This window comes from Streptomyces sp. NPDC031049 (assembly GCF_055571015.1).
This window is the reverse complement of sequence record NZ_JBVIGC010000020.1, coordinates 20,288-38,368: the sequence shown is the minus strand read 5'-3', so window position 1 is coordinate 38,368 and position 18,081 is coordinate 20,288. Positions and strand designations below refer to the sequence as shown.

The following is an 18,081-nucleotide window of genomic DNA, read 5'->3' as shown; positions in this document are numbered from 1 at the left end:
TCCGACGGCCTGCGTCATCCCCTTGACGGTCGCCCGTTCCCCACGGGTCCGCCGTCCGATCACAGTCAAAGGATGTTCACCATGAAGCTCCGCAAGGTCACCGCCGCCTCGGCCACCGTGTTCGCCCTCGCCCTGACCGCCACCGCGTGCGGCTCCGACGACGGGGACAGCGGCTCCTCCGGCGGCGACAACAAGAAGATCACGGTCGGTATCAAGTTCGACCAGCCGGGCCTCGGCCAGAAGACCCCGCAGGGCTACGAGGGCTTCGACGTGGACGTCGCCACGTACGTCGCGAAGAAGCTCGGCTACAGCGAGGACCAGATCGAGTGGAAGGAGGCGAAGAGCGCCGACCGCGAGACCATGCTGCAGCGCGGTGACGTCGACTTCATCGCCGCTACGTACTCGATCACCCCGCAGCGCGAGGAGAAGGTCGACTTCGCCGGACCCTACCTGCTCGCCCACCAGGACGTGCTGCTGCGCGCGGACGACGACTCGATCAAGGCGCCGGAAGACCTCAACGACAAGAACCTCTGCTCGGTCACCGGCTCCACCTCGGCCCAGAACGTCAAGGAGAAGCTGGCGCCCAAGGCCAATCTCCAGGAGTACCCGACGTACTCGGCCTGTCTGACCGGCCTGCAGAACGGCGCCGTCGACGCACTGACCACCGACGACTCGATCCTCGCCGGCTATGCCGCTCAGGAGCAGTTCAAGGGCAAGTTCAAGCTCGGCGGCTTCAAGATGACCAACGAGAACTACGGCATCGGCGTCAAGAACGGCAGCGACCTCAAGGCCAAGATCAACGACGCGCTGGAGGCCATGGTCGAGGACGGCTCCTGGGAGGAGGCCGTGAAGAAGAACTTCGGCCCCGCCAACTACGCGTACGAGCCCGCGCCGAAGATCGGCGACGTCAAGAGCTGAGGCAACGCCTGACAGGATGCGCCGTCCCGGATCCGGGGCGGCGCATCGGGGCGGGCATCCCTACACGCGGAAGCGCGGGAGATCGTGTTCGACTTTCTTGCAGAGTACGACCTGCTGGGGGCCTTCTGGACGACGGTGCAGCTCGCTGTGCTCTCCGCCGTCGGCTCCCTGATCTGGGGCACCATGCTGGCCGCCATGCGCGTCGGCCCGGTGCCGCTGATGCGCGGCTTCGGGACCGCGTACGTGAACATCGTGCGGAACATCCCGCTGACCGTCATCATCCTGTTCGCGTCGATCGGCCTGAGCCAGACGCTCGGCGCCACCATGGGCGTGGCCGACTTCGAGACCAGGAACTTCCGGCTCGCCGTCCTGGGCCTGATCCTCTACACCTCGGCCTTCGTGTGCGAGGCGCTGCGTTCCGGCATCAACACGGTGCCGGTCGGCCAGGCGGAGGCGGCCCGCGCGATCGGCCTCAGCTTCAGTCAGGTCCTGCGCCTGGTCGTCCTCCCCCAGGCGTTCCGGTCCTCCGTCGGCCCGCTCGCCAACGTGCTGATCGCGCTCATCAAGAACACCACGGTGGCCGCCGCCATCGGTGTGGCGGAGGCGGCCCTGGTGATGAAGGAGATGATCGAGAACGAGGCCCAGCTGCTGTTGATCTCCGCGATCATCGCTGTCGGCTTCGTGATCCTGACGCTGCCGACCGGCCTGTTCCTCGGCTGGGTGGGCAAGAAGGTGGCGGTGAAGCGATGAGCTCCGTTCTCTACGACGCGCAGGGCCCGCGCGCCAAGCGGCGCAACGTCCTCTTCACGGTGGTCTTCTTCGTCGCCATCGCCGCCCTGCTGTGGTGGGTCATCGGCACCTTGCACGACAAGGAGCAGCTCGACTGGGCGAAGTGGCAGATGTTCTTCACCAGTGGCGAACCCTGGTCGACGTACATCTGGCCCGGTCTGCAGAACACCCTCAAGGCCGCCGGGCTCGCGGTGATCATCGCGATGCCGCTCGGCGCCGTCTTCGGCATCGCGCGGCTGTCGGACCATGCCTGGGTCCGCGTCCCGGCCGGTGTCGTCGTCGAGTTCTTCCGGGCCATCCCGGTGCTGGTGCTGATGATCTTCGGCATGGCGCTGTTCTCCCGGTACCTCCCGGTCAGTGCCGACGTCCGTCCGATGTACGCCGTGGTCACCGGCCTGGTGCTGTACAACGCCTCGGTCCTCGCGGAGATCGTCCGGGCCGGCATCCTGGCCCTGCCCAAGGGGCAGGGCGAGGCTGCCATGGCCATCGGCCTGCGCAAGGGCCAGGCCATGCGGTCGATCCTGCTGCCGCAGGCGGTCACCACGATGCTGCCCGCCATCGTCAGCCAGCTCGTGGTCATCGTGAAGGACACCGCCCTCGGCGGCGCCGTCCTGACGTTCCCGGAGCTGCTGTCCGCCGCCAACACGATGAGCGCCTACTACGGTGCCAACACCATCGCCAGCTTCACGGTCGTGGCCGTCCTCTTCATCGCGCTCAACTTCGCCCTCACCAGCTTCGCGAGCTGGCTGGAGCGCAGGCTGCGGCAGGCCAAGAAGTCGACGGGTGCGGTGCTCGCGGTGGACGACGCGGAGGCCGCGGCGACGACGACCCACGGTGGGGACGTCGACAAGACGCGCGGCTGACCCACAGTCAACTCGTACGACCATCACGAAGGCAGTGGCGTGATCGCCACTGCCTTCGTCACTTGACGCAAGCACCGGCAATGGGTTGCATACGTTCTGTGATCGTGCACCCCGCTCCAACTTCCTGTTCACCTACGTCCCCCGGGACGCGACCGCAGGCAGGGGGCGCCACGCCGTGGACCCGGTGATCGTCGTCGGAGCGGGGCCCGTCGGGCTCACGCTCGCCCTGGCGCTGGCGCGTCAGGAGGTGCCCTGCGTCGTCCTGGACGAGGGGCCGGGCAAGGACGAGCCACGCCCCGCGCGCACCGTCGTCCTTCCCGAGGACACCGTCGGCCTGCTGGAACGTCTCACCGGCACGTCCGTGACCCGGGCGGGGTTCCGTTGGGCCGGATGGCGGTCGATGCGGCGCAGGCAGGTGATGCGCGAGATCGTCTTCGACACCGAGCCCGGACCGCTGCACATCGCCCAGCACACGCTGACGGGCGCGCTGCGCGAGGCCCTCGCCCGTGAGCCGCTCGTGGAGGTCGCCGCCAACAGCCGCCTGGACACCGTCGAGCAGGAGCCCTCGGGCGTGACGGCTCACACCCGCGGCCCGGACGGCACCTGGTGGCGCGGCAGTTACCTGGTCGGCTGCGACGGCCCCCGCTCGACCGTGCGCAAGCTCCAGGACATCCGCTTCCCCGGCCGTACGGCGGTCGAGCGGCACGCCGTCGCCGCGCTGCGCACCGAACTTCCCTGGACCGACGAGGCGTTGCTGCACCGGTCGCCGCCGTGGCGGACGTCGGGCCCGTCGGCCGGCGAGATCACCGGGCGCCCGCTGCCCGACGGCGTGTGGCGCCTGGACTGGCTGCTGCCGCCCGGCAAGGACCTGGTCACGCCGGAGCTGCTGGTGACCCGGGTCCGGGAGACCCTGGCCGGCTGGTCCGGCGGGGAGGTCCCGGCGTACGAGCTGCTCGACACCGGCGTGCACACCGTCCACCACCGGCTGGCCCGCCGCTGGCGCGCGGGGCGGGTGTTCCTCGCCGGGGACGCCGCGCACCTGCTGGGCGCGCTGGGCTCGCAGGGCCTCGACGAGGGGCTGCGGGACGCCGACAACCTCGCCTGGAAGCTGGCGCTGGCCTGGCACCACGGGGCCTCCGAGGCCCTGCTCGACAGCTATCAGGCCGAGCGGCGCGCCGCGGTCGCCGGCCGGCTGCGCGCCGCCGATCAGGTACTGCCGCTGCTGCGCGGCGGCGGAGGTCTGCGCTCGTACGTGCCCGGCTCCTCCCGCGGCCACGACGCGCTCCTCACGGACGGTCACCTGGGACGCGGGGCACTGGGTGCGCCGGGGACGCACGCCGATTCACCGCTCGCGCCCGGGCACCTCGACGGGGAGGTGCCCGTCGCCACCGCACCGGGCTCCCCCGTCAGCGACGTGCGGGTCACGGCGGAGGACGGCACGTTCGTCCGGCTGCGCGACCGGCTCGGGCGCGGGGCGCTGCTGGTAGTGCTGATCGCACCGGGGACGGGCGTGTGGGAGCGCAAGCACTGGGTGAGCGCCGGGATCATGCCCCGTCTGGCGGCGGCGGTGACGGCCCTGCCGTGCCGCGCCGAACTGCTGGTCGCCGAGAGCTATCCGGGTGCGGCAGCCCACACGGTGCTGCTGGTGCGGCCCGACGGGCACCTGGTCACGGCGCTGGGCGGGGTCCGCCCGGCCGATCTGTACACGGCGGCCGAGGCGGCGCTGGGCGGGTCGCAGCAGGCGGCGGCCGAAGCCGGGGCGAAGGCGTCCGCGGGCTCTCGCTGAGCCACCGACGAGCGGGGTCACCGTCACCGTGCGGTCCGCATGGTGACGGTGAGCTGACCGGTGCGCACCCCCGTGGAGCCGTGGAGTACTCCGGAGCGGCGCGCTGGTGATCGAGCGGAACGAGCGGGAGTGGCGGCTGGACCGGCGGGGCAGCCACCGCGTCCCCGAGACCACGGGCCATGACGTGCGGGTCGTGGTGGTCTGCAACGAGGGTTACGCCTCCAGCCTGGCGGCGGAGTCCCTGCACCGGCTGGGGCTGCACCGGGCCACCGATCTGGTGGGCGGCTCCCAGGCCTGGCGGGCGGCGGAACTGCCCGTGGCGGACTGACGGCGCGACTGCCCGTGCTGCCGTGGCGGAGGAACTCCCCGTGACGGCCTGGAGCGGAACTCCCCGTGACGGCCTGGAGCGGGACTGCCCGGTGACGCCGTGACGGCAGGACCGCCCGTGCTGCCGCGGCGGCAGGACCGCCACGGGCGTGTCACGGGCCTGCGGGACAGGCCGACCCCGTCGTACCGGCCGCGGCAGGCGCGGCACGCGGCGTGCGGCGTGCGGCGTGCGGCGTGCGGCGTCAGATTCCGCCGTCGAGGTCGTCCGTGTCCTCGCCCTCCTCCTCCAGCGCCTGCCGGACCACCCGCAGGGCCATGCCCTCGGAGTAGCCCTTGCGGGCCAGCATCCCGGCGAGGCGCCGCAGGCGCTTGTCGCGGTCGAGGCCGCGGGTGGAGCGCAGCTTGCGCGCGACCAGTTCGCGCGCCGTCGCTTCCTCCTGCTCGGAGTCGAGCTGGGAGACCGCGGCGTCGATGAGTGTGGAGTCGACGCCCTTGGTCCGCAGTTCCCGGGCGAGCGCGCGCCGGGCCAGTCCGCGGCCATGGTGCCGGGACTCCACCCAGGCGTCCGCGAAAGCGCCGTCGTCGATCAGTCCGACCTCCTCGAACCGGGACAGCACCTCCTCCGCGGCGTCGTCAGGGATCTGCCGTTTGCGCAGGGCGTCGGCGAGCTGCTGCCGCGTGCGCGGGGTCCCGGTGAGCAGGCGCAGGCAGATCGCCCGTGCCTGCTCGACCGGGTCCCGCGGAGGTTCCCCCTTCTCGGCCCTCGACGAGGAAGTGGTCCCTCCGTCCTCACCGGGCGGACGGCCGCGTCCGCGCCCGCGGCGCCCGCGCGGGCCGCCGCCCGTCCCTCGGGCCCGGCTGTCGTCACGGCGTGCCCGGTCGTCGCCGTCCGCACCGGCGTCGGGCACCACATCGCCGTCCGGGCTGTGCCACAGCCCGGCGTCGCCGTCGGTGCCCGGCGCCGCGAAGTCCCCGCCGTACCCGTCGCCACCCGCCCCGGCGAGGTCCGCGTCACCCGGCCCGACCCGCTGCCGTCCGCGGACGGCGGCTTCCGGATCGGCGTACTCGGCCCAGTCGGTTCGTCGTGTCACGGATCAGCTCTTGGCTGCGGCGGCCTTGGACTTGCCGGCCTTGGCGGGCGCGGGGGCCGGCACCGTCGCGGCGTCGGGGGCGGAGACCGCGGCGTCCGCACCCGGCTCGGCGGCCGGCTCCTCGGGACGCACGCCGACGCCCAGCTTCTCCTTGATCTTCTTCTCGATCTCGTTGGCGAGGTCGGGGTTGTCCTTCAGGAAGTTGCGGGCGTTCTCCTTGCCCTGGCCGAGCTGGTCGCCCTCGTACGTGTACCAGGCACCGGCCTTGCGGACGAAGCCGTGCTCCACGCCCATGTCGATCAGGCCGCCCTCGCGGCTGATGCCCTGGCCGTAGAGGATGTCGAACTCGGCCTGCTTGAAGGGGGGCGCGACCTTGTTCTTGACGACCTTGCAGCGGGTGCGGTTGCCGACCGCCTCGGTGCCGTCCTTCAGCGTCTCGATGCGCCGGATGTCGATGCGCACGGAGGCGTAGAACTTCAGCGCGCGGCCACCGGTCGTGGTCTCGGGGGAACCGAACATCACGCCGATCTTCTCGCGGAGCTGGTTGATGAAGATCGCGGTGGTCTTGGACTGGTTGAGCGCGCTGGTGATCTTCCGCAGGGCCTGGCTCATCAGCCGGGCCTGAAGACCGACGTGGCTGTCGCCCATCTCGCCCTCGATCTCCGCGCGCGGGACGAGCGCGGCGACGGAGTCGATGACGATGAGGTCGAGGGCGCCGGAGCGGACCAGCATGTCCACGATCTCCAGGGCCTGCTCGCCGTTGTCCGGCTGGGACAGGATGAGGTTGTCGATGTCGACGCCGAGCTTCTTCGCGTACTCCGGGTCGAGGGCGTGCTCCGCGTCCACGAACGCGACCTGGCCGCCCGCCTTCTGCGCGTTCGCCACCGCGTGCAGGGTCAGGGTCGTCTTACCCGAGGACTCCGGGCCGTAGATCTCCACGACACGGCCGCGCGGGAGGCCGCCGACGCCGAGCGCCACGTCGAGGGCGGTCGACCCGGTCGAGATGACCTCGATCGGCTCCTTCGACCGGTCGCCCATGCGCATGACCGCGCCCTTGCCGAATTGCCGTTCAATCTGTGCGAGAGCGGCGTCCAGGGCCTTCTCGCGGTCGGTTCCTGCCATGGGTTCCACCCGATTTGCTTGAGTCGATCGCTTCACGTCAAAGACGCTAACGCCTGCCACTGACAATGCGCCCCGACGCGGGTCCGGCCTGTGGACAACCGGGGATCAAATCCGCCCATAACCAGTCGAATCGCCCCGTCGTGAGCCTCGCCGGAGCCTCCATAAGAATGGATGTTCGATTTTTGTGTCAAGCGCACCACGCGGCACTTCCGAGAGTACTGTCCTGCGCCGACGCAGCCGCCCTGGGCGCTGGAGAGGCCCCGCCGGACGCCGATCTTCCAGGCTTGCATTGACCCCTGCTTGACCTGGACTAACGTATGCCGCCCCGAACAAAGGAACGGAGCAGGCATGGCGTACCAGGGGTGGGGACCGCAGGGTCCGTACGGTCCGCAGGGGCCGTACGGACCCCATGGCTGGGGCGGGGGCGGCTGGCAGCCGCCGCCCAGACCGGGGGTGATACCGCTGGCGCCGCTCGGGCTCGGGTCCGTCTACGGCGGTGCCTTCTCGACGATGGGGCGGTACGCGCGGCAGTTGTTCGGGGCGATGGGCGTGGGCCTCGCCCTGCTCTTCGCCGCGACGGCCGGTGTGTTCGTGCTGGCCTACCTCAGCGTCGAGGACGACTGGCGGATACTGGTCGACGCCGACGAACCGACCTGGGACATGGCCAGGCCGATCGTGTTCTCCGTCGTGGTGGCGTACGTGGCGCTGATGCTGCTCACGCTGCTGGTGAACTCGTTCCTCTCCGCTGTCAGCCCGGTGGTCCTGGAGCACGCCGTGCTGGGCCGGCGCACCACCTTCGGTGCGGTGTGGCGCCGCGCCTGGGCCCGCACACCGTCGGTGCTCGGTGTCATGCTCCTCATGTACCTGCTGATCGCGGTCCCGATCGTCGTCTTCTCCCTGCTCTGGGTCAGCCTGATCGCCCTGCTGGTGGCGGGCGAGAGCCCACTGATGGCGCCCGGGCTCGTGTTCCTGCTCGGCCTGCTGATCCTGCCGCTGGTGGCGTGGCTGCTGGTGTCGTTCTCGTTCGGGCCCGCCGCCGCGGTCCTCGAGTCGGCCGGCCCGGTCACCGCCCTGAAGCGCTCGTTCCGGCTGGTCCGCGGTGCCTGGTGGCGCACGTTCGGCATCCTGTTGCTCACCTGGGTCATGGTGGGCGTCGGAGCGTGGGTCGTGCAGATCCCGCTGCTGTTCGCCGCGCCGCAGCCCTCGTACGACGCCTACGGCCCGTACGACGAGCCGCCCGCCGACCTCGGTGAGTTCTTCACCGAGGTGTACGGCGACGCGCTGTCCGGCCTGTGGACCTATCTGATCCTCACCGTCGTCGTCACGCTGGTGGTCCAGCTGGTCGCCACCGCCTTCACACAGCTGGTCAGCGCGCTGCTCTACATCGACCAGCGCATCCGCCGCGAAGGCCTCGGCGAGAGCCTGGCCCAGGCTGCCGGTCACCGGTAGACCGGCAACGGGGTGGGGAAGCGGACGAGCACCTCCGGGTCGGCGGCGGGCGCGGCGCCGGCCCGGACCGGGGTCAGGGGGACCCCGGCCGCCGCCCCCGCACGCGCGCGAACGACGGGCGCCGGGGTCCGCGGTCCCGGTGGCCGTGGACCCTCGGGTCGTCCGTGACGTCGTACCGTCTGACGTACGCCCCCAGGAACGCCTGGAGGGTGGCGACCGCGGGGATGGCGATGAGCGCGCCGACGGCGCCGAGGAGAGCGGTGCCCGCGACGACCGAGCCGAAGGCGACCGCGGGGTGGATGTCCACGGTCTTGGACGTCACCTTCGGCTGGAGCACGTAGTTCTCGAACTGCTGGTAGACCACCACGAAGCCCAGCACCCACAGCGCGTACCACGGGTCGACCGTGAAGGCGATGAGCATGGGCAGGGCGCCGGCCAGGTAGGTGCCGATGGTGGGGATGAACTGCGACACCAGGCCCACCCACACGGCGAGCGCCGGTGCGTAGGGCACTCCCAGGATCTCCAGCAGGACGTAGTGCGCCATGCCCGAGATCAGCGCCATGAGGCCGCGCGAGTACAGGTACCCGCCGGTCTTGTTCACGGCGATCTCCCACGCGCGCAGCACCTCGGCCTGCCGGGCGGGCGGCAGGACCGAGCAGAGCGCGCGCCGCAGCCGGGGTCCGTCCGCGGCGAAGTAGAACGAGAACAGCAGGATCGTCAGCAGCTGGAAGAGCCCGCCGAGCACCTGGGCGGACACGTCCAGCACCCCGGACGCGCTGTTCTGCACGTAGTTGCGCAGCCAGTCGGAGCGGAGCAGGCCCTCCTGGACGTCGACCCGTCTCAGCTCGGTGTGGAAGTGGGTGTTGATCCAGTTGATGACGGAGTCGAGGTACTCCGGGAAATCCTCGACCATCTTGACGATCTGGCCGGCGAGCATGGAGCCGAGCAGCGTCACGAAGCCCGCCGCGGCGGCGAGCACCGCGAGGAAGACCACCGCGGTGGCCAGCCCCCGGCGCACGCCGCGGCCCGCCATCCAGCTGACCGCCGGCTCGACGGCGAGGGCCAGGAAGAACGCGATGAGGATGTTGATCAGCAGGGCGGTGAGCTGGTGGAAGGCCCAGCTGCCCAGCTGGAACACGGCGTAGAGCGACAGGGCCAGCACCATGGCGCGCGGCAGCCAACGGGGCATGCGTCCGTCCGGCCCGGCGGCGCCCGCGGCCGGGGGCGGGGCGGGCGGCGTCGGGTCGGAGGGGGACGTCTGCGGGCCTGCCTGCCCGGTCTCCTCAGTGGGTGCCACGGATCCAGTCTCGCCCACGCCACCGACAGCCGGACGCCATCCGGCGGTCTTCGTGGCCGGTCAGCGCTTTTCCTGCGGCACGTTCATGACCGTGCAGACCACCCGCCACACGTCCTTCGCGTCCCATCCGGCGTCCAGGGCCTCGTGCACCGTGCGCCCGCCCAGCTCCGTCATCACGTGATCGCGCGCGAAGGTGTCGGCGTAGCCCGGACCGAAGTGGTCCGCCATCCGCTGCCAGAAGACCGTCAACCGCATGACACCAGTATCCCGCCCCTGAGGGTGGGCCTTGCCCGGTACCCCCTGCCGGGACCGCTTCGCGCCCTACGGTCTGACCCATGGCCGAAACCGGAGCTTCCCCCCTCCCCACGACGCACTCCCCGCTGGCCCGCGCCGAGCGGTTCCTGTGGCTCACCGCGCGCGTGCTGGAGCAGCGTCTGTTCGCCCACGACTTCCGGGACGGGAGCGCCGACGCGGTGGAGACCGCGCTGGACGCCTACCGCAACGCCGACGGCGGCTACGGTCACGCCCTCGAACCCGACCTGCGCGGCCCGGTCAGCCAGCCGCTGCACACCGCGCGCGCCCTGCGCGTCCTGGACGCGGTGGGCCGCTGCGGCGGTCAGCGCGTGGAACGCGTGTGCCGCTATCTGACGGCGGTCTCCACCGAGGACGGTGCCCTGCCGGCCATCCACCCGAGTCAGCGCGGCTACCCGGCCGCCCCCTTCGTGCCGATCGCCGACGACCCGCCCGGCGCCCTCCTGACCACCGGCCCGGTGGTCGGCCTGCTGCACCGCAACGAGGTGTGGCACGCCTGGCTGTTCCGGGCCACCGACTTCTGCTGGCGGGCGGTCGAGTCGCTGCGGACCTCCCACCCGTACGAGATCGAGGCCGCCGTCACCTTCCTCGACTCGGCCCCCGACCGCCCGCGCGCCGAGGCGGCGGCCGATCGCCTCGGCCGCCTGGTGCGCGAGCAGCGCCTGGCGGTCCTGGACCCCGACGACATCGCCGCATACCCGGTCGCACCCGGCTACGCCCCCGGCGAGCACCACTTCCCGCACGACTACGCGAGCACCCCGCGCTCCCTCGCACGCGCGTGGTTCACCGACGAGGAGATGGCACGCTCGCTGGACCACCTGGCGGCCGGGCAGCAGGAGGACGGGGGCTGGCCCGTCACCTGGCGTCACTGGGCACCGGCCCCGGTCCTCGAAGCACGCCCCATGGTGACCCTGGAAGCGCTGCGCACCCTCAGGGCGTACGGCCGTCCCCTCGGCTGACCCGCCTCATCCGCCCATGGCCCGCACACCCGCGGTCACCACGACCGCCGCGGCGACGACGAGCAGGAACGGGGCGCGCAGCACCAGCGCCACGGCCGCCGCCGCCACGCCCGCGGCCCGCGCGTCCAGCACCAGCGTCTGCCCGTCGGCGAAGGTCTGCTGGGCGGTGAGGGCGGCCAGCAGCGCCACGGGCAGCAACGCGGCGAGCCGCTTGACCAGCGGCTTCTCCAGGGCGCCCGCGGGCACCAGCAGACCCGCCAGCTTGACGGCGTAGCAGCCGGCCACGGTCACGGCGATCGCGATCCAGACGTTCACCGGGCCTCCCCACGGGACCGGCGGCCCTCGGCCCACAGCACCACCGGCGCGGCGAGCGCGGCCACCAGCACCGGCACGCCCGCCGGCAGCACGGGCAGCAGACCGAGCCCCAGCAGCACGGCGATCCCGGCGACCGCGCGTTCGACGGTGCTCTTCAGCATCGGGGCGAGCAGCGCCAGGAAGACGGCGGGCCCGGCCGCGTCCAGCCCCCAGGCGTCGGTGTCCCCGATGGCCTCCGCGCCCAGCGCGCCCAGCAGGGTCGTCAGGTTCCACAGCACGTACAAGGACAGCCCGGTGACGGCGAACCCGATCCGGGCACCGCGCCGCGTGGGCTGCGCCAGCGCCACGGCCGTCGTCTCGTCGATCACCCACTGGGCGGCGAACGGCCGCACCCCGCGCGGGAGCGCCAGCAACTGCGACAGCCGCAGCCCGTAGAAGGCGTTGCGCACACCCAGGAAGAACGCCCCCGCGGCGGCCGTGAACGGGTTCCCGCCGGCCGCCAGCGCCCCCACGAGCGCGAACTGCGAGGCCCCGGTGAACACCAGAAGGCTGAGCGCGCAGGTCTGCAGCAAGGTCAGCCCGCTGCCCGCCGACGTCACGCCGAAGGCGAACCCGGACAGCCCGACGGCGACACCGACGCCCAGTGCGTCCCGCACGACGGCGGAGTCCGGCTTCCCTCCCGCGTCTAGATCTGGAACTGCTGTCTGTTCTGCCACGGACCGGACGCTACGTCCGGCGCCCGGCGCGCGTCTTGTACGTTCTTGCGCTCCCGCTGGTAGGCCCCGGGAGGCACGCCCACGATGCGGCTGAAGTGGCGGTTCAGGTGCGGCTGGTCGGTGAAGCCCACCGCGAGGGCCGCCTCGGCCGGTGAGACCCCGGCGTCCAGCAGCCCGCGCGCCCGACGCACCCGGGCGTCGGTCAGCCACGTGTGGGGCGGCATCCCGTAGACGTCCCGGAAAGCGCGCAGCAAGGCGAACGGGCTGGTCCCGAGATCGCCGGCCAGCCGCTCCAGACTCGGCGGCTCGGCCATCCGCTCCTCCAGCACCGCACGCGCGCGTGCCGCGATCCGGGCGCCCGCCGAGCGCACCTCCCGGCGCGGCAGCGATCCCCCGTTCAACCGCAGCAACCGTGTCACGACCACTCTGAGCAGGGTGTCGGCGGCGAGCGCGTTTCCCTCGTCCGCGGCCCGCAGCACCCGGTGCACCAGCTCCACGGTGTACGGGTCGTCGAGCACCGGCCGGACGAATCCCGGCGTGCCCCGCAAGGTGGTGGTCTCCGCGGCGATGTCCGCCACGACCTCGGGCGACGGATAGACGGCCCCGTACCGCCACCCCTCCGGCACCCCCGCCCGTCCGGTGTGCGGGGTGTCCGGGTTCACCAGTGCCAGCGCCCCGGCCCCCGCGTACTGGTCCCCGTCGCCGTGGTGGAAGATCTCCACGCCGTCCGCGATGGCGGCGATGACGAAGTGCTCGTGCGTGTGCCGCACGAACGTCTTGTGTATGTACCGGGCGCGCAGCAGGTCGACGCCGGGCAGCTCGGCGTACTGCCAGTGCCGCGCCCGCTCCCCGGATCCCATGGCTCCATTGTCCGCGACCCGACCGCGGCCCGACCGCGGCCCGACCGCGGCCCGACCGGGACCGGGCCGCGACCGGCCGCGGCCGGTCGCGGCGGACGGCGCCCCCGTCCCCGTGCAGGACCGCCGATTGTCAGTGCCGGGGTGCACGATGGATCCATGGTCAGCTCCGCACACCCGGCCCTGGACGGCTTCTCCCCCGCGACCCGCGGCTGGTTCACGGGCGCCTTCTCCGCGCCCACCGCCGCCCAGGCGGGCGCGTGGCAGGCCATCGCCGAGGGCTCGGACGTCCTGGTCGTCGCCCCCACGGGCTCCGGCAAGACGCTGGCCGCCTTCCTCGCCGCCCTGGACCAGCTGACCTCGACGCCCCCGCCCGCCGACCCCAAGAAGCGCTGCCGCGTCCTATACGTCTCCCCGCTGAAGGCGCTCGCCGTGGACGTCGAGCGCAACCTCCGCAGCCCCCTGACGGGCATCCGCCAGGAATCCGTCCGCCTGGGCCTGCCCGAGCCGGAGGTCAAGGTCGGCATCCGCTCCGGCGACACCCCGGCCGCCGAGCGCCGCGCGCTGTCCACCCGCCCCCCGGACATCCTGATCACGACCCCGGAGTCCCTGTTCCTGATGCTGACGTCGGCCACGCGGGACGCGCTGGCCGGCGTCGAGACGGTGATCCTCGACGAGGTGCACGCGGTCGCCGGCACCAAGCGCGGCGCCCACCTCGCGCTGTCCCTGGAGCGGCTCGACGAGCTGCTGCCGAGGCCGGCCCGCCGCGTCGGCCTGTCCGCCACCGTCCGCCCGGTGGACGAGGTGGCCCGGTTCCTCTCCCCGCGCCGCAAGGTGGAGATCGTCCAGCCGCCCTCGGGCAAGGAGTTCGACCTGTCCGTCGTGGTCCCCGTCGAGGACCTCGGCGAGCTGGGCGGCTCCCCGGTCGCCGAGGGCAACGACGGCGCGGAGCGGCCCTCGATCTGGCCGCACGTCGAGGAGCGGATCACCGACCTGGTCCAGTCCCACCGCTCCACGATCGTCTTCGCCAACTCCCGCCGCCTGGCCGAGCGCCTGTGCAACCGGCTCAACGAGATCGCCTACGAGCGGGCCACCGGCGAGTCCCTGGACGAGCACCACTCCCCGGCCGACCTCATGGGCGGCTCCGGCGCGGCCCACGGCGCCCCCGCGGTGATCGCCCGCGCCCACCACGGCTCGGTCTCCAAGGAGCAGCGCGCGCTGGTGGAGGAGGACCTCAAGGCGGGCCGGCTGCCGGCCGTGGTCGCCACCTCCAGCCTGGAGCTGGGCATCGACATGGGCGCGGTCGACCTCGTCGTCCAGGTCGAGTCACCGCCCTCCGTCGCCTCCGGCCTCCAGCGCGTCGGCCGCGCGGGGCATCAGGTCGGCGCGGTCTCCACCGGCGTGGTCTTCCCGAAGTACCGCGGCGACCTGGTGCAGGCCGCCGTGGTCACCGAGCGGATGCGCACCGGTGCCATCGAGTCCCTGCGGGTCCCCGCCAATCCGCTGGACGTCCTCGCCCAGCAGCTCGTCGCGATGACGGCCCTGGACACCTGGCAGGTCGACGACCTCCTCGCCGTGGTCCGCCGCGCGGCGCCGTTCGCCTCGCTCCCGGAGTCGGCGTTCACGGCGGTCCTGGACATGCTCGCGGGCCGCTACCCGTCCGACGCCTTCGCCGAACTGCGCCCGCGCGTGGTGTGGGACCGGGTGGCCGGCACGGTCACCGGCCGCCCCGGTGCGCAGCGCCTGGCGGTCACCTCCGGCGGCACGATCCCCGACCGGGGCCTGTTCGGTGTGTTCCTCGCCGGTGCGGACCCGAAGAAGGGCGGCGGCCGGGTCGGTGAGCTGGACGAGGAGATGGTGTACGAGTCCCGCGTGGGGGACGTGTTCACGCTCGGCACCAGCTCCTGGCGCATCGAGGACATCACGCGCGACCGGGTCCTGGTCTCGCCGGCCCCGGGTGTGCCGGGCAGGCTCCCGTTCTGGAAGGGCGACCAGCTGGGGCGTCCCCTGGAGCTGGGCCGGGCGCTCGGCGCGTTCCTGCGCGAGGTCGGCTCGCTGCCCAGGGACGACGCCCGGCTGCGCCTGCTCGCCGCCGGCCTGGACGCCTGGGCCGCGGACAACGTCCTGGCCTACCTCGACGAGCAGCGCGAGGCCTGCGGCCACGTCCCCGACGACCGCACCATCGTCGTGGAGCGTTTCCGGGACGAACTGGGCGACTGGCGGGTCGTGGTCCACTCCCCCTTCGGCGCCCAGGTGCACGCCCCCTGGGCCCTCGCCCTCGGCGCCCGGCTGTCCGAGCGGTACGGCATGGACGCGCAGGTGATGCACGCCGACGACGGCATCGTGCTGCGCCTGCCGGACGCCGACCTGATGGGCCTGGACCTGCTCGACCAGGAGCCGTCGAAGCCCGGCACGGAGTACGACGCGGAGCAGGCCCCGGTGGGCGCGGCCGACGTCCTCTTCGACAAGGGCGAGGTCGACCAGGTCGTCACCGACCAGGTGGGCGGCTCGGCCCTGTTCGCCTCCCGCTTCCGCGAGTGCGCCGCCCGCGCGCTGCTGCTGCCCCGACGCAATCCGGGCAAGCGGACCCCGCTGTGGCAGCAGCGCCAGCGGGCCTCCCAGCTGCTGGAGGTGGCGAGCGAGTTCGGCTCGTTCCCGATCGTCCTGGAAGCGGTCCGCGAGTGCCTCCAGGACGTCTTCGACGTCCCCGGTCTCGTCGAGCTGATGGGCGACCTGGAGTCCCGCAAGGTGCGCATGGTGGAGGTCACCACCCCGGAGCCGTCCCCGTTCGCCCGCTCCCTGCTGTTCGGCTACGTCGCCCAGTTCCTGTACGAGGGGGACTCGCCGCTCGCCGAGCGCCGCGCCGCCGCCCTCTCCCTCGACTCCCGGCTGCTGGCCGAGCTGCTCGGCCAGGCGGAGCTGCGCGAACTGCTCGACGCCGAGGTGCTCACGGAGCTGGAGCGCGAGCTTCAGTGGCTCACCGAGGACCGGCGGATCAAGGACATCGAAGGGGTGGCGGACGTGCTGCGGATGCTCGGGCCGCTCACCGACGCCGAGTTGGCGGAGCGCGGCGCGGAATCACAGTGGGCTCCGGAGCTCGCCGCGGCCCGGCGCGCGATCAAGGTCCGGATCGGCGGCGCCGACCACTGGGCGGCGATCGAGGACGCCGGCCGGCTGCGCGACGCGCTGGGCACGGCGCTCCCGGTGGGCGTGCCGGAGGCCTTCACCGAGCCGGTCAAGGACCCTCTGGGCGACCTCATCGCCCGTTATGCCCGCACCCACGGCCCGTTCACGTCGGCCACGGCGGCGGCCCGTTTCGGCCTCGGTGTGGCGGTCACGGACGGTGCCCTGCACCGGCTGTCGGCGGCCGGGCGGATCGTGCAGGGCGAGTTCCATCCGGCCGGCATCGGCCAGGAGTGGTGCGACGCGGCGGTGCTGCGCCGGTTGCGCCGCCGCTCCCTGGCCGCGCTGCGGCACGAACTGGAACCGGTGCCACCGGCCGCGCTCGCCCAGTTCCTGCCGCAGTGGCAGCACGTCGGCAAGGGCCACGCGCTGCGCGGCATCGACGGACTGGTCCGTGCCGTCGAGCAGCTCCAGGGCGCGGCCGTCCCCGCCTCCGCGCTGGAGAAGCTGGTCCTGCCCTCCCGGGTGGCCGACTACACGCCGACGATGCTCGACGAGCTGACCGCGGCCGGTGAGGTCGTGTGGGCGGGCGCCGGATCGCTCCCCGGCAAGGACGGCTGGATCTCGCTGTACCTGGCGGACGCGGCCCCGCTGCTCCAGCCGCCCGCGCAGCCCCTGGAGCCTACGGCGCTGCACCGGTCCGTGCTGGACGTGCTCTCCGGCGGGTACGGCCTGTTCTTCCGTCAGATCGCCGACCAGGTCCGCGCCACCACGCACCCGGACGCCACCGATCCCCAGCTGGCCGACACGCTGTGGGACCTGGCCTGGTCCGGGCGGCTGACCAACGACACGCTCGCGCCCCTGCGCGCCTTCCTGGGCTCGGGCCGCACAGCGGGTTCGACGGCCCACCGGGCCAAGCGCACGGCACCGCGCGGGCGCTACGGCTCGCTGACGGCCGCCGCCCGGCCCGCCTCCCGGTCCGGCCCGCCGACCGTCGCCGGCCGCTGGTCGCTGCTGCCCGCCCGCGAGGCAGACACGACCGTGCGCGCCCACGCCCTGGCCCGCACGCTCCTCGACCGGCACGGAGTGGTGACCCGCGGCGCGGTGTCCGCGGAGGGCGTGGAGGGCGGCTTCTCGGCGACGTACCGCGTGCTGGCCGTCTTCGAGGAGAGCGGCCAGGCCCGGCGCGGCTACGTGGTGGAGGGGCTGGGCGCGGCGCAGTTCGCCATGGACGGTGCCGTGGACCGGCTGCGCGCGGTGGCGAACGCCCGGGAGCGCGGCGACACCCCGCCGGGTCCCGCCCCCGTCCACGCCGGACGGGAGACCGACGGCCCGGCCCCCGGCGGACGGCCGCACCCCGGCACCCCGGACGGCCACGGCACCCCGGACGGCCACGGCACCCTGGACGGCAACGACGACCACGACGACCTCGACTGGTCCTGGCCGGCCGACGGCTCCGGCCGGCAGGACGACACCGGCCACCCGCACCCGGGGGGATCCTTCCCGGCGCTCGACACCGACTTCGCCTCGCCGGGTGCCGGAGGCCCACGCGGCGGCGGCCCGGACGGACCGTACGGTCACGCCGCCGACGGCACCGGCTGGTACGGCGGCGGCCCCGACCGCGGTTCCCGCGGCGCCGGTCCGTACGGTCGCGGCGCCCACGACCGCGGCCCGTACGCCCACGGCTCCCGGCCCCCGGCACCGGCCGGCGGCCGCCGTGCCCGCTCCGCCGCCACCACGGCCCGGGCCGTCGTCCTGGCCGCCGCCGACCCGGCGAACGCGTACGGCGCGGCCCTGCCCTGGCCCGAGCCGCCGACCGGCGCCGGGCACAAGCCGGGCCGCAAGGCGGGGTCCCTGGTGGTGCTGGTCGACGGCGAGCTGGCGCTGTACATGGAGCGCGGCGGCAAGACCCTGCTGGCCTGGCCGTCCGACCCGGACGGCCAGGCCGTCGAGGACCCCCGCCTGCAAGCGGCCACCGAGGCGCTCGCGGCAGCGGCCCGCGCCGGTTCCCTCGGCACGGTCACCGTGGAGCGGATCAACGGCGCCGCGGCCCTGACCTCCCCGTTCGGCACCCTGCTGGAAGGAGCCGGCTTCGTCGCCACACCACGCGGCCTGCGCATCCGCGCCTGAGGGCGCACCGACGCCGGCCCCGCCGGA

The 18,081-nt window shown here is 73.2% G+C and carries 13 protein-coding genes and 2 pseudogenes; 8 read left to right on the top strand and 7 right to left on the bottom strand.

From position 1 onward, the window contains the following. The first annotated feature begins 81 nt into the window (after positions 1-81). From ACZ45Q_RS28200 to ACZ45Q_RS28180, 5 genes and pseudogenes are all read left to right on the top strand, one after another. Complete coding sequence (locus ACZ45Q_RS28200) at positions 82-918, top strand: glutamate ABC transporter substrate-binding protein (protein ID WP_468266364.1); 837 nt, start codon at positions 82-84, stop codon at positions 916-918. A gap of 84 nt (positions 919-1,002) precedes the next feature. Continuing rightward, complete coding sequence (locus ACZ45Q_RS28195; RefSeq protein ID WP_468266362.1) at positions 1,003-1,668, top strand: amino acid ABC transporter permease; 666 nt, start codon at positions 1,003-1,005, stop codon at positions 1,666-1,668. Then, positions 1,665-2,570, top strand: a complete 906-nt coding sequence (locus ACZ45Q_RS28190; RefSeq protein ID WP_468266360.1) for an amino acid ABC transporter permease — start codon at positions 1,665-1,667, stop codon at positions 2,568-2,570. Before ACZ45Q_RS28195 ends, ACZ45Q_RS28190 begins: the two co-directional genes overlap by 4 nt. A 175-nt stretch (positions 2,571-2,745) precedes the next feature. Beyond that, positions 2,746-4,356 carry an FAD-dependent monooxygenase gene (locus tag ACZ45Q_RS28185; protein ID WP_468266358.1) on the top strand — a complete coding sequence of 537 codons (1,611 nt, stop codon included), beginning with the start codon at positions 2,746-2,748 and terminating at the stop codon, positions 4,354-4,356. 79 nt (positions 4,357-4,435) lie between these two features. Beyond that, positions 4,436-4,684: pseudogene (locus ACZ45Q_RS28180) on the top strand (rhodanese-like domain-containing protein); the annotation flags it as partial. Between the two features lie 241 nt (positions 4,685-4,925). Here the strand turns inward: ACZ45Q_RS28180 and recX are convergent. Together recX and recA are read right to left on the bottom strand one after the other, a co-directional pair. After that, positions 4,926-5,774, bottom strand: a complete 849-nt coding sequence (gene recX / locus ACZ45Q_RS28175; protein WP_468266356.1) for a recombination regulator RecX — start codon at positions 5,772-5,774, stop codon at positions 4,926-4,928. Positions 5,775-5,777: 3 nt separating this feature from the next. Further along, entirely contained in the window at positions 5,778-6,896 is a 1,119-nt protein-coding gene (gene recA, locus ACZ45Q_RS28170; protein ID WP_468266354.1) for a recombinase RecA, read from the bottom strand. Between the two features lie 348 nt (positions 6,897-7,244). On the opposite strand from recA, the gene ACZ45Q_RS28165 reads away from it, so the two are divergent. Next, the gene (locus tag ACZ45Q_RS28165) at positions 7,245-8,345 is read left to right on the top strand and encodes a DUF7847 domain-containing protein (protein ID WP_468266352.1); all 1,101 of its coding nucleotides are present in this window, start codon (positions 7,245-7,247) and stop codon (positions 8,343-8,345) included. 73 nt (positions 8,346-8,418) lie between these two features. On the opposite strand, the gene ACZ45Q_RS28160 is transcribed toward ACZ45Q_RS28165, so the two are convergent. Further along, a complete protein-coding gene (locus ACZ45Q_RS28160; protein WP_468266350.1) occupies positions 8,419-9,642 on the bottom strand; it encodes an AI-2E family transporter in 1,224 nt (407 codons plus the stop codon). 60 nt (positions 9,643-9,702) lie between these two features. After that, positions 9,703-9,897, bottom strand: a complete 195-nt coding sequence (locus ACZ45Q_RS28155; protein ID WP_468266348.1) for a DUF3046 domain-containing protein — start codon at positions 9,895-9,897, stop codon at positions 9,703-9,705. Positions 9,898-9,977: 80 nt separating this feature from the next. On the opposite strand from ACZ45Q_RS28155, the gene ACZ45Q_RS28150 reads away from it, so the two are divergent. Next, positions 9,978-10,913 (top strand): hypothetical protein, encoded by a 936-nt coding sequence (locus tag ACZ45Q_RS28150; protein ID WP_468266346.1) that lies wholly within the window; start codon positions 9,978-9,980, stop codon positions 10,911-10,913. Positions 10,914-10,919: 6 nt separating this feature from the next. On the opposite strand, the gene ACZ45Q_RS28145 is transcribed toward ACZ45Q_RS28150, so the two are convergent. The 3 genes and pseudogenes from ACZ45Q_RS28145 to ACZ45Q_RS28135 all read right to left on the bottom strand — a co-directional run. Continuing rightward, the gene (locus tag ACZ45Q_RS28145; RefSeq protein ID WP_468266344.1) at positions 10,920-11,228 is read right to left on the bottom strand and encodes an AzlD domain-containing protein; all 309 of its coding nucleotides are present in this window, start codon (positions 11,226-11,228) and stop codon (positions 10,920-10,922) included. Continuing rightward, positions 11,225-11,944: an AzlC family ABC transporter permease gene (locus ACZ45Q_RS28140; protein WP_468266342.1), complete on the bottom strand. Its 720-nt coding sequence runs from the start codon at positions 11,942-11,944 to the stop codon at positions 11,225-11,227. Before ACZ45Q_RS28140 ends, ACZ45Q_RS28145 begins: the two co-directional genes overlap by 4 nt. Before the next feature lie 17 nt (positions 11,945-11,961). Then, positions 11,962-12,804 (bottom strand): annotated as a pseudogene (locus tag ACZ45Q_RS28135) (AraC family transcriptional regulator); the annotation flags it as partial. A gap of 156 nt (positions 12,805-12,960) precedes the next feature. On the opposite strand from ACZ45Q_RS28135, the gene ACZ45Q_RS28130 reads away from it, so the two are divergent. Next, on the top strand, positions 12,961-18,054 hold the full coding sequence (locus ACZ45Q_RS28130) for an ATP-dependent helicase (RefSeq protein WP_468266340.1): 5,094 nt from the start codon (positions 12,961-12,963) through the stop codon (positions 18,052-18,054). Positions 18,055-18,081 lie beyond the last annotated feature (27 nt).

What these genes read in the sequence shown, in the direction of transcription:
- ACZ45Q_RS28150 (WP_468266346.1), top strand. Translation starts at nt 9,978, where the DNA reads ATGGCCGAAACCGGAGCTTCCCCCCTCCCCACGACGCACTCCCCGCTG.
- recA (WP_468266354.1), bottom strand. Translation starts at nt 6,896, where the DNA reads ATGGCAGGAACCGACCGCGAGAAGGCCCTGGACGCCGCTCTCGCACAG.
- ACZ45Q_RS28155 (WP_468266348.1), bottom strand. Translation starts at nt 9,897, where the DNA reads ATGCGGTTGACGGTCTTCTGGCAGCGGATGGCGGACCACTTCGGTCCG.
- ACZ45Q_RS28200 (WP_468266364.1), top strand. Translation starts at nt 82, where the DNA reads ATGAAGCTCCGCAAGGTCACCGCCGCCTCGGCCACCGTGTTCGCCCTC.
- ACZ45Q_RS28165 (WP_468266352.1), top strand. Translation starts at nt 7,245, where the DNA reads ATGGCGTACCAGGGGTGGGGACCGCAGGGTCCGTACGGTCCGCAGGGG.
- ACZ45Q_RS28130 (WP_468266340.1), top strand. Translation starts at nt 12,961, where the DNA reads ATGGTCAGCTCCGCACACCCGGCCCTGGACGGCTTCTCCCCCGCGACC.
- ACZ45Q_RS28190 (WP_468266360.1), top strand. Translation starts at nt 1,665, where the DNA reads ATGAGCTCCGTTCTCTACGACGCGCAGGGCCCGCGCGCCAAGCGGCGC.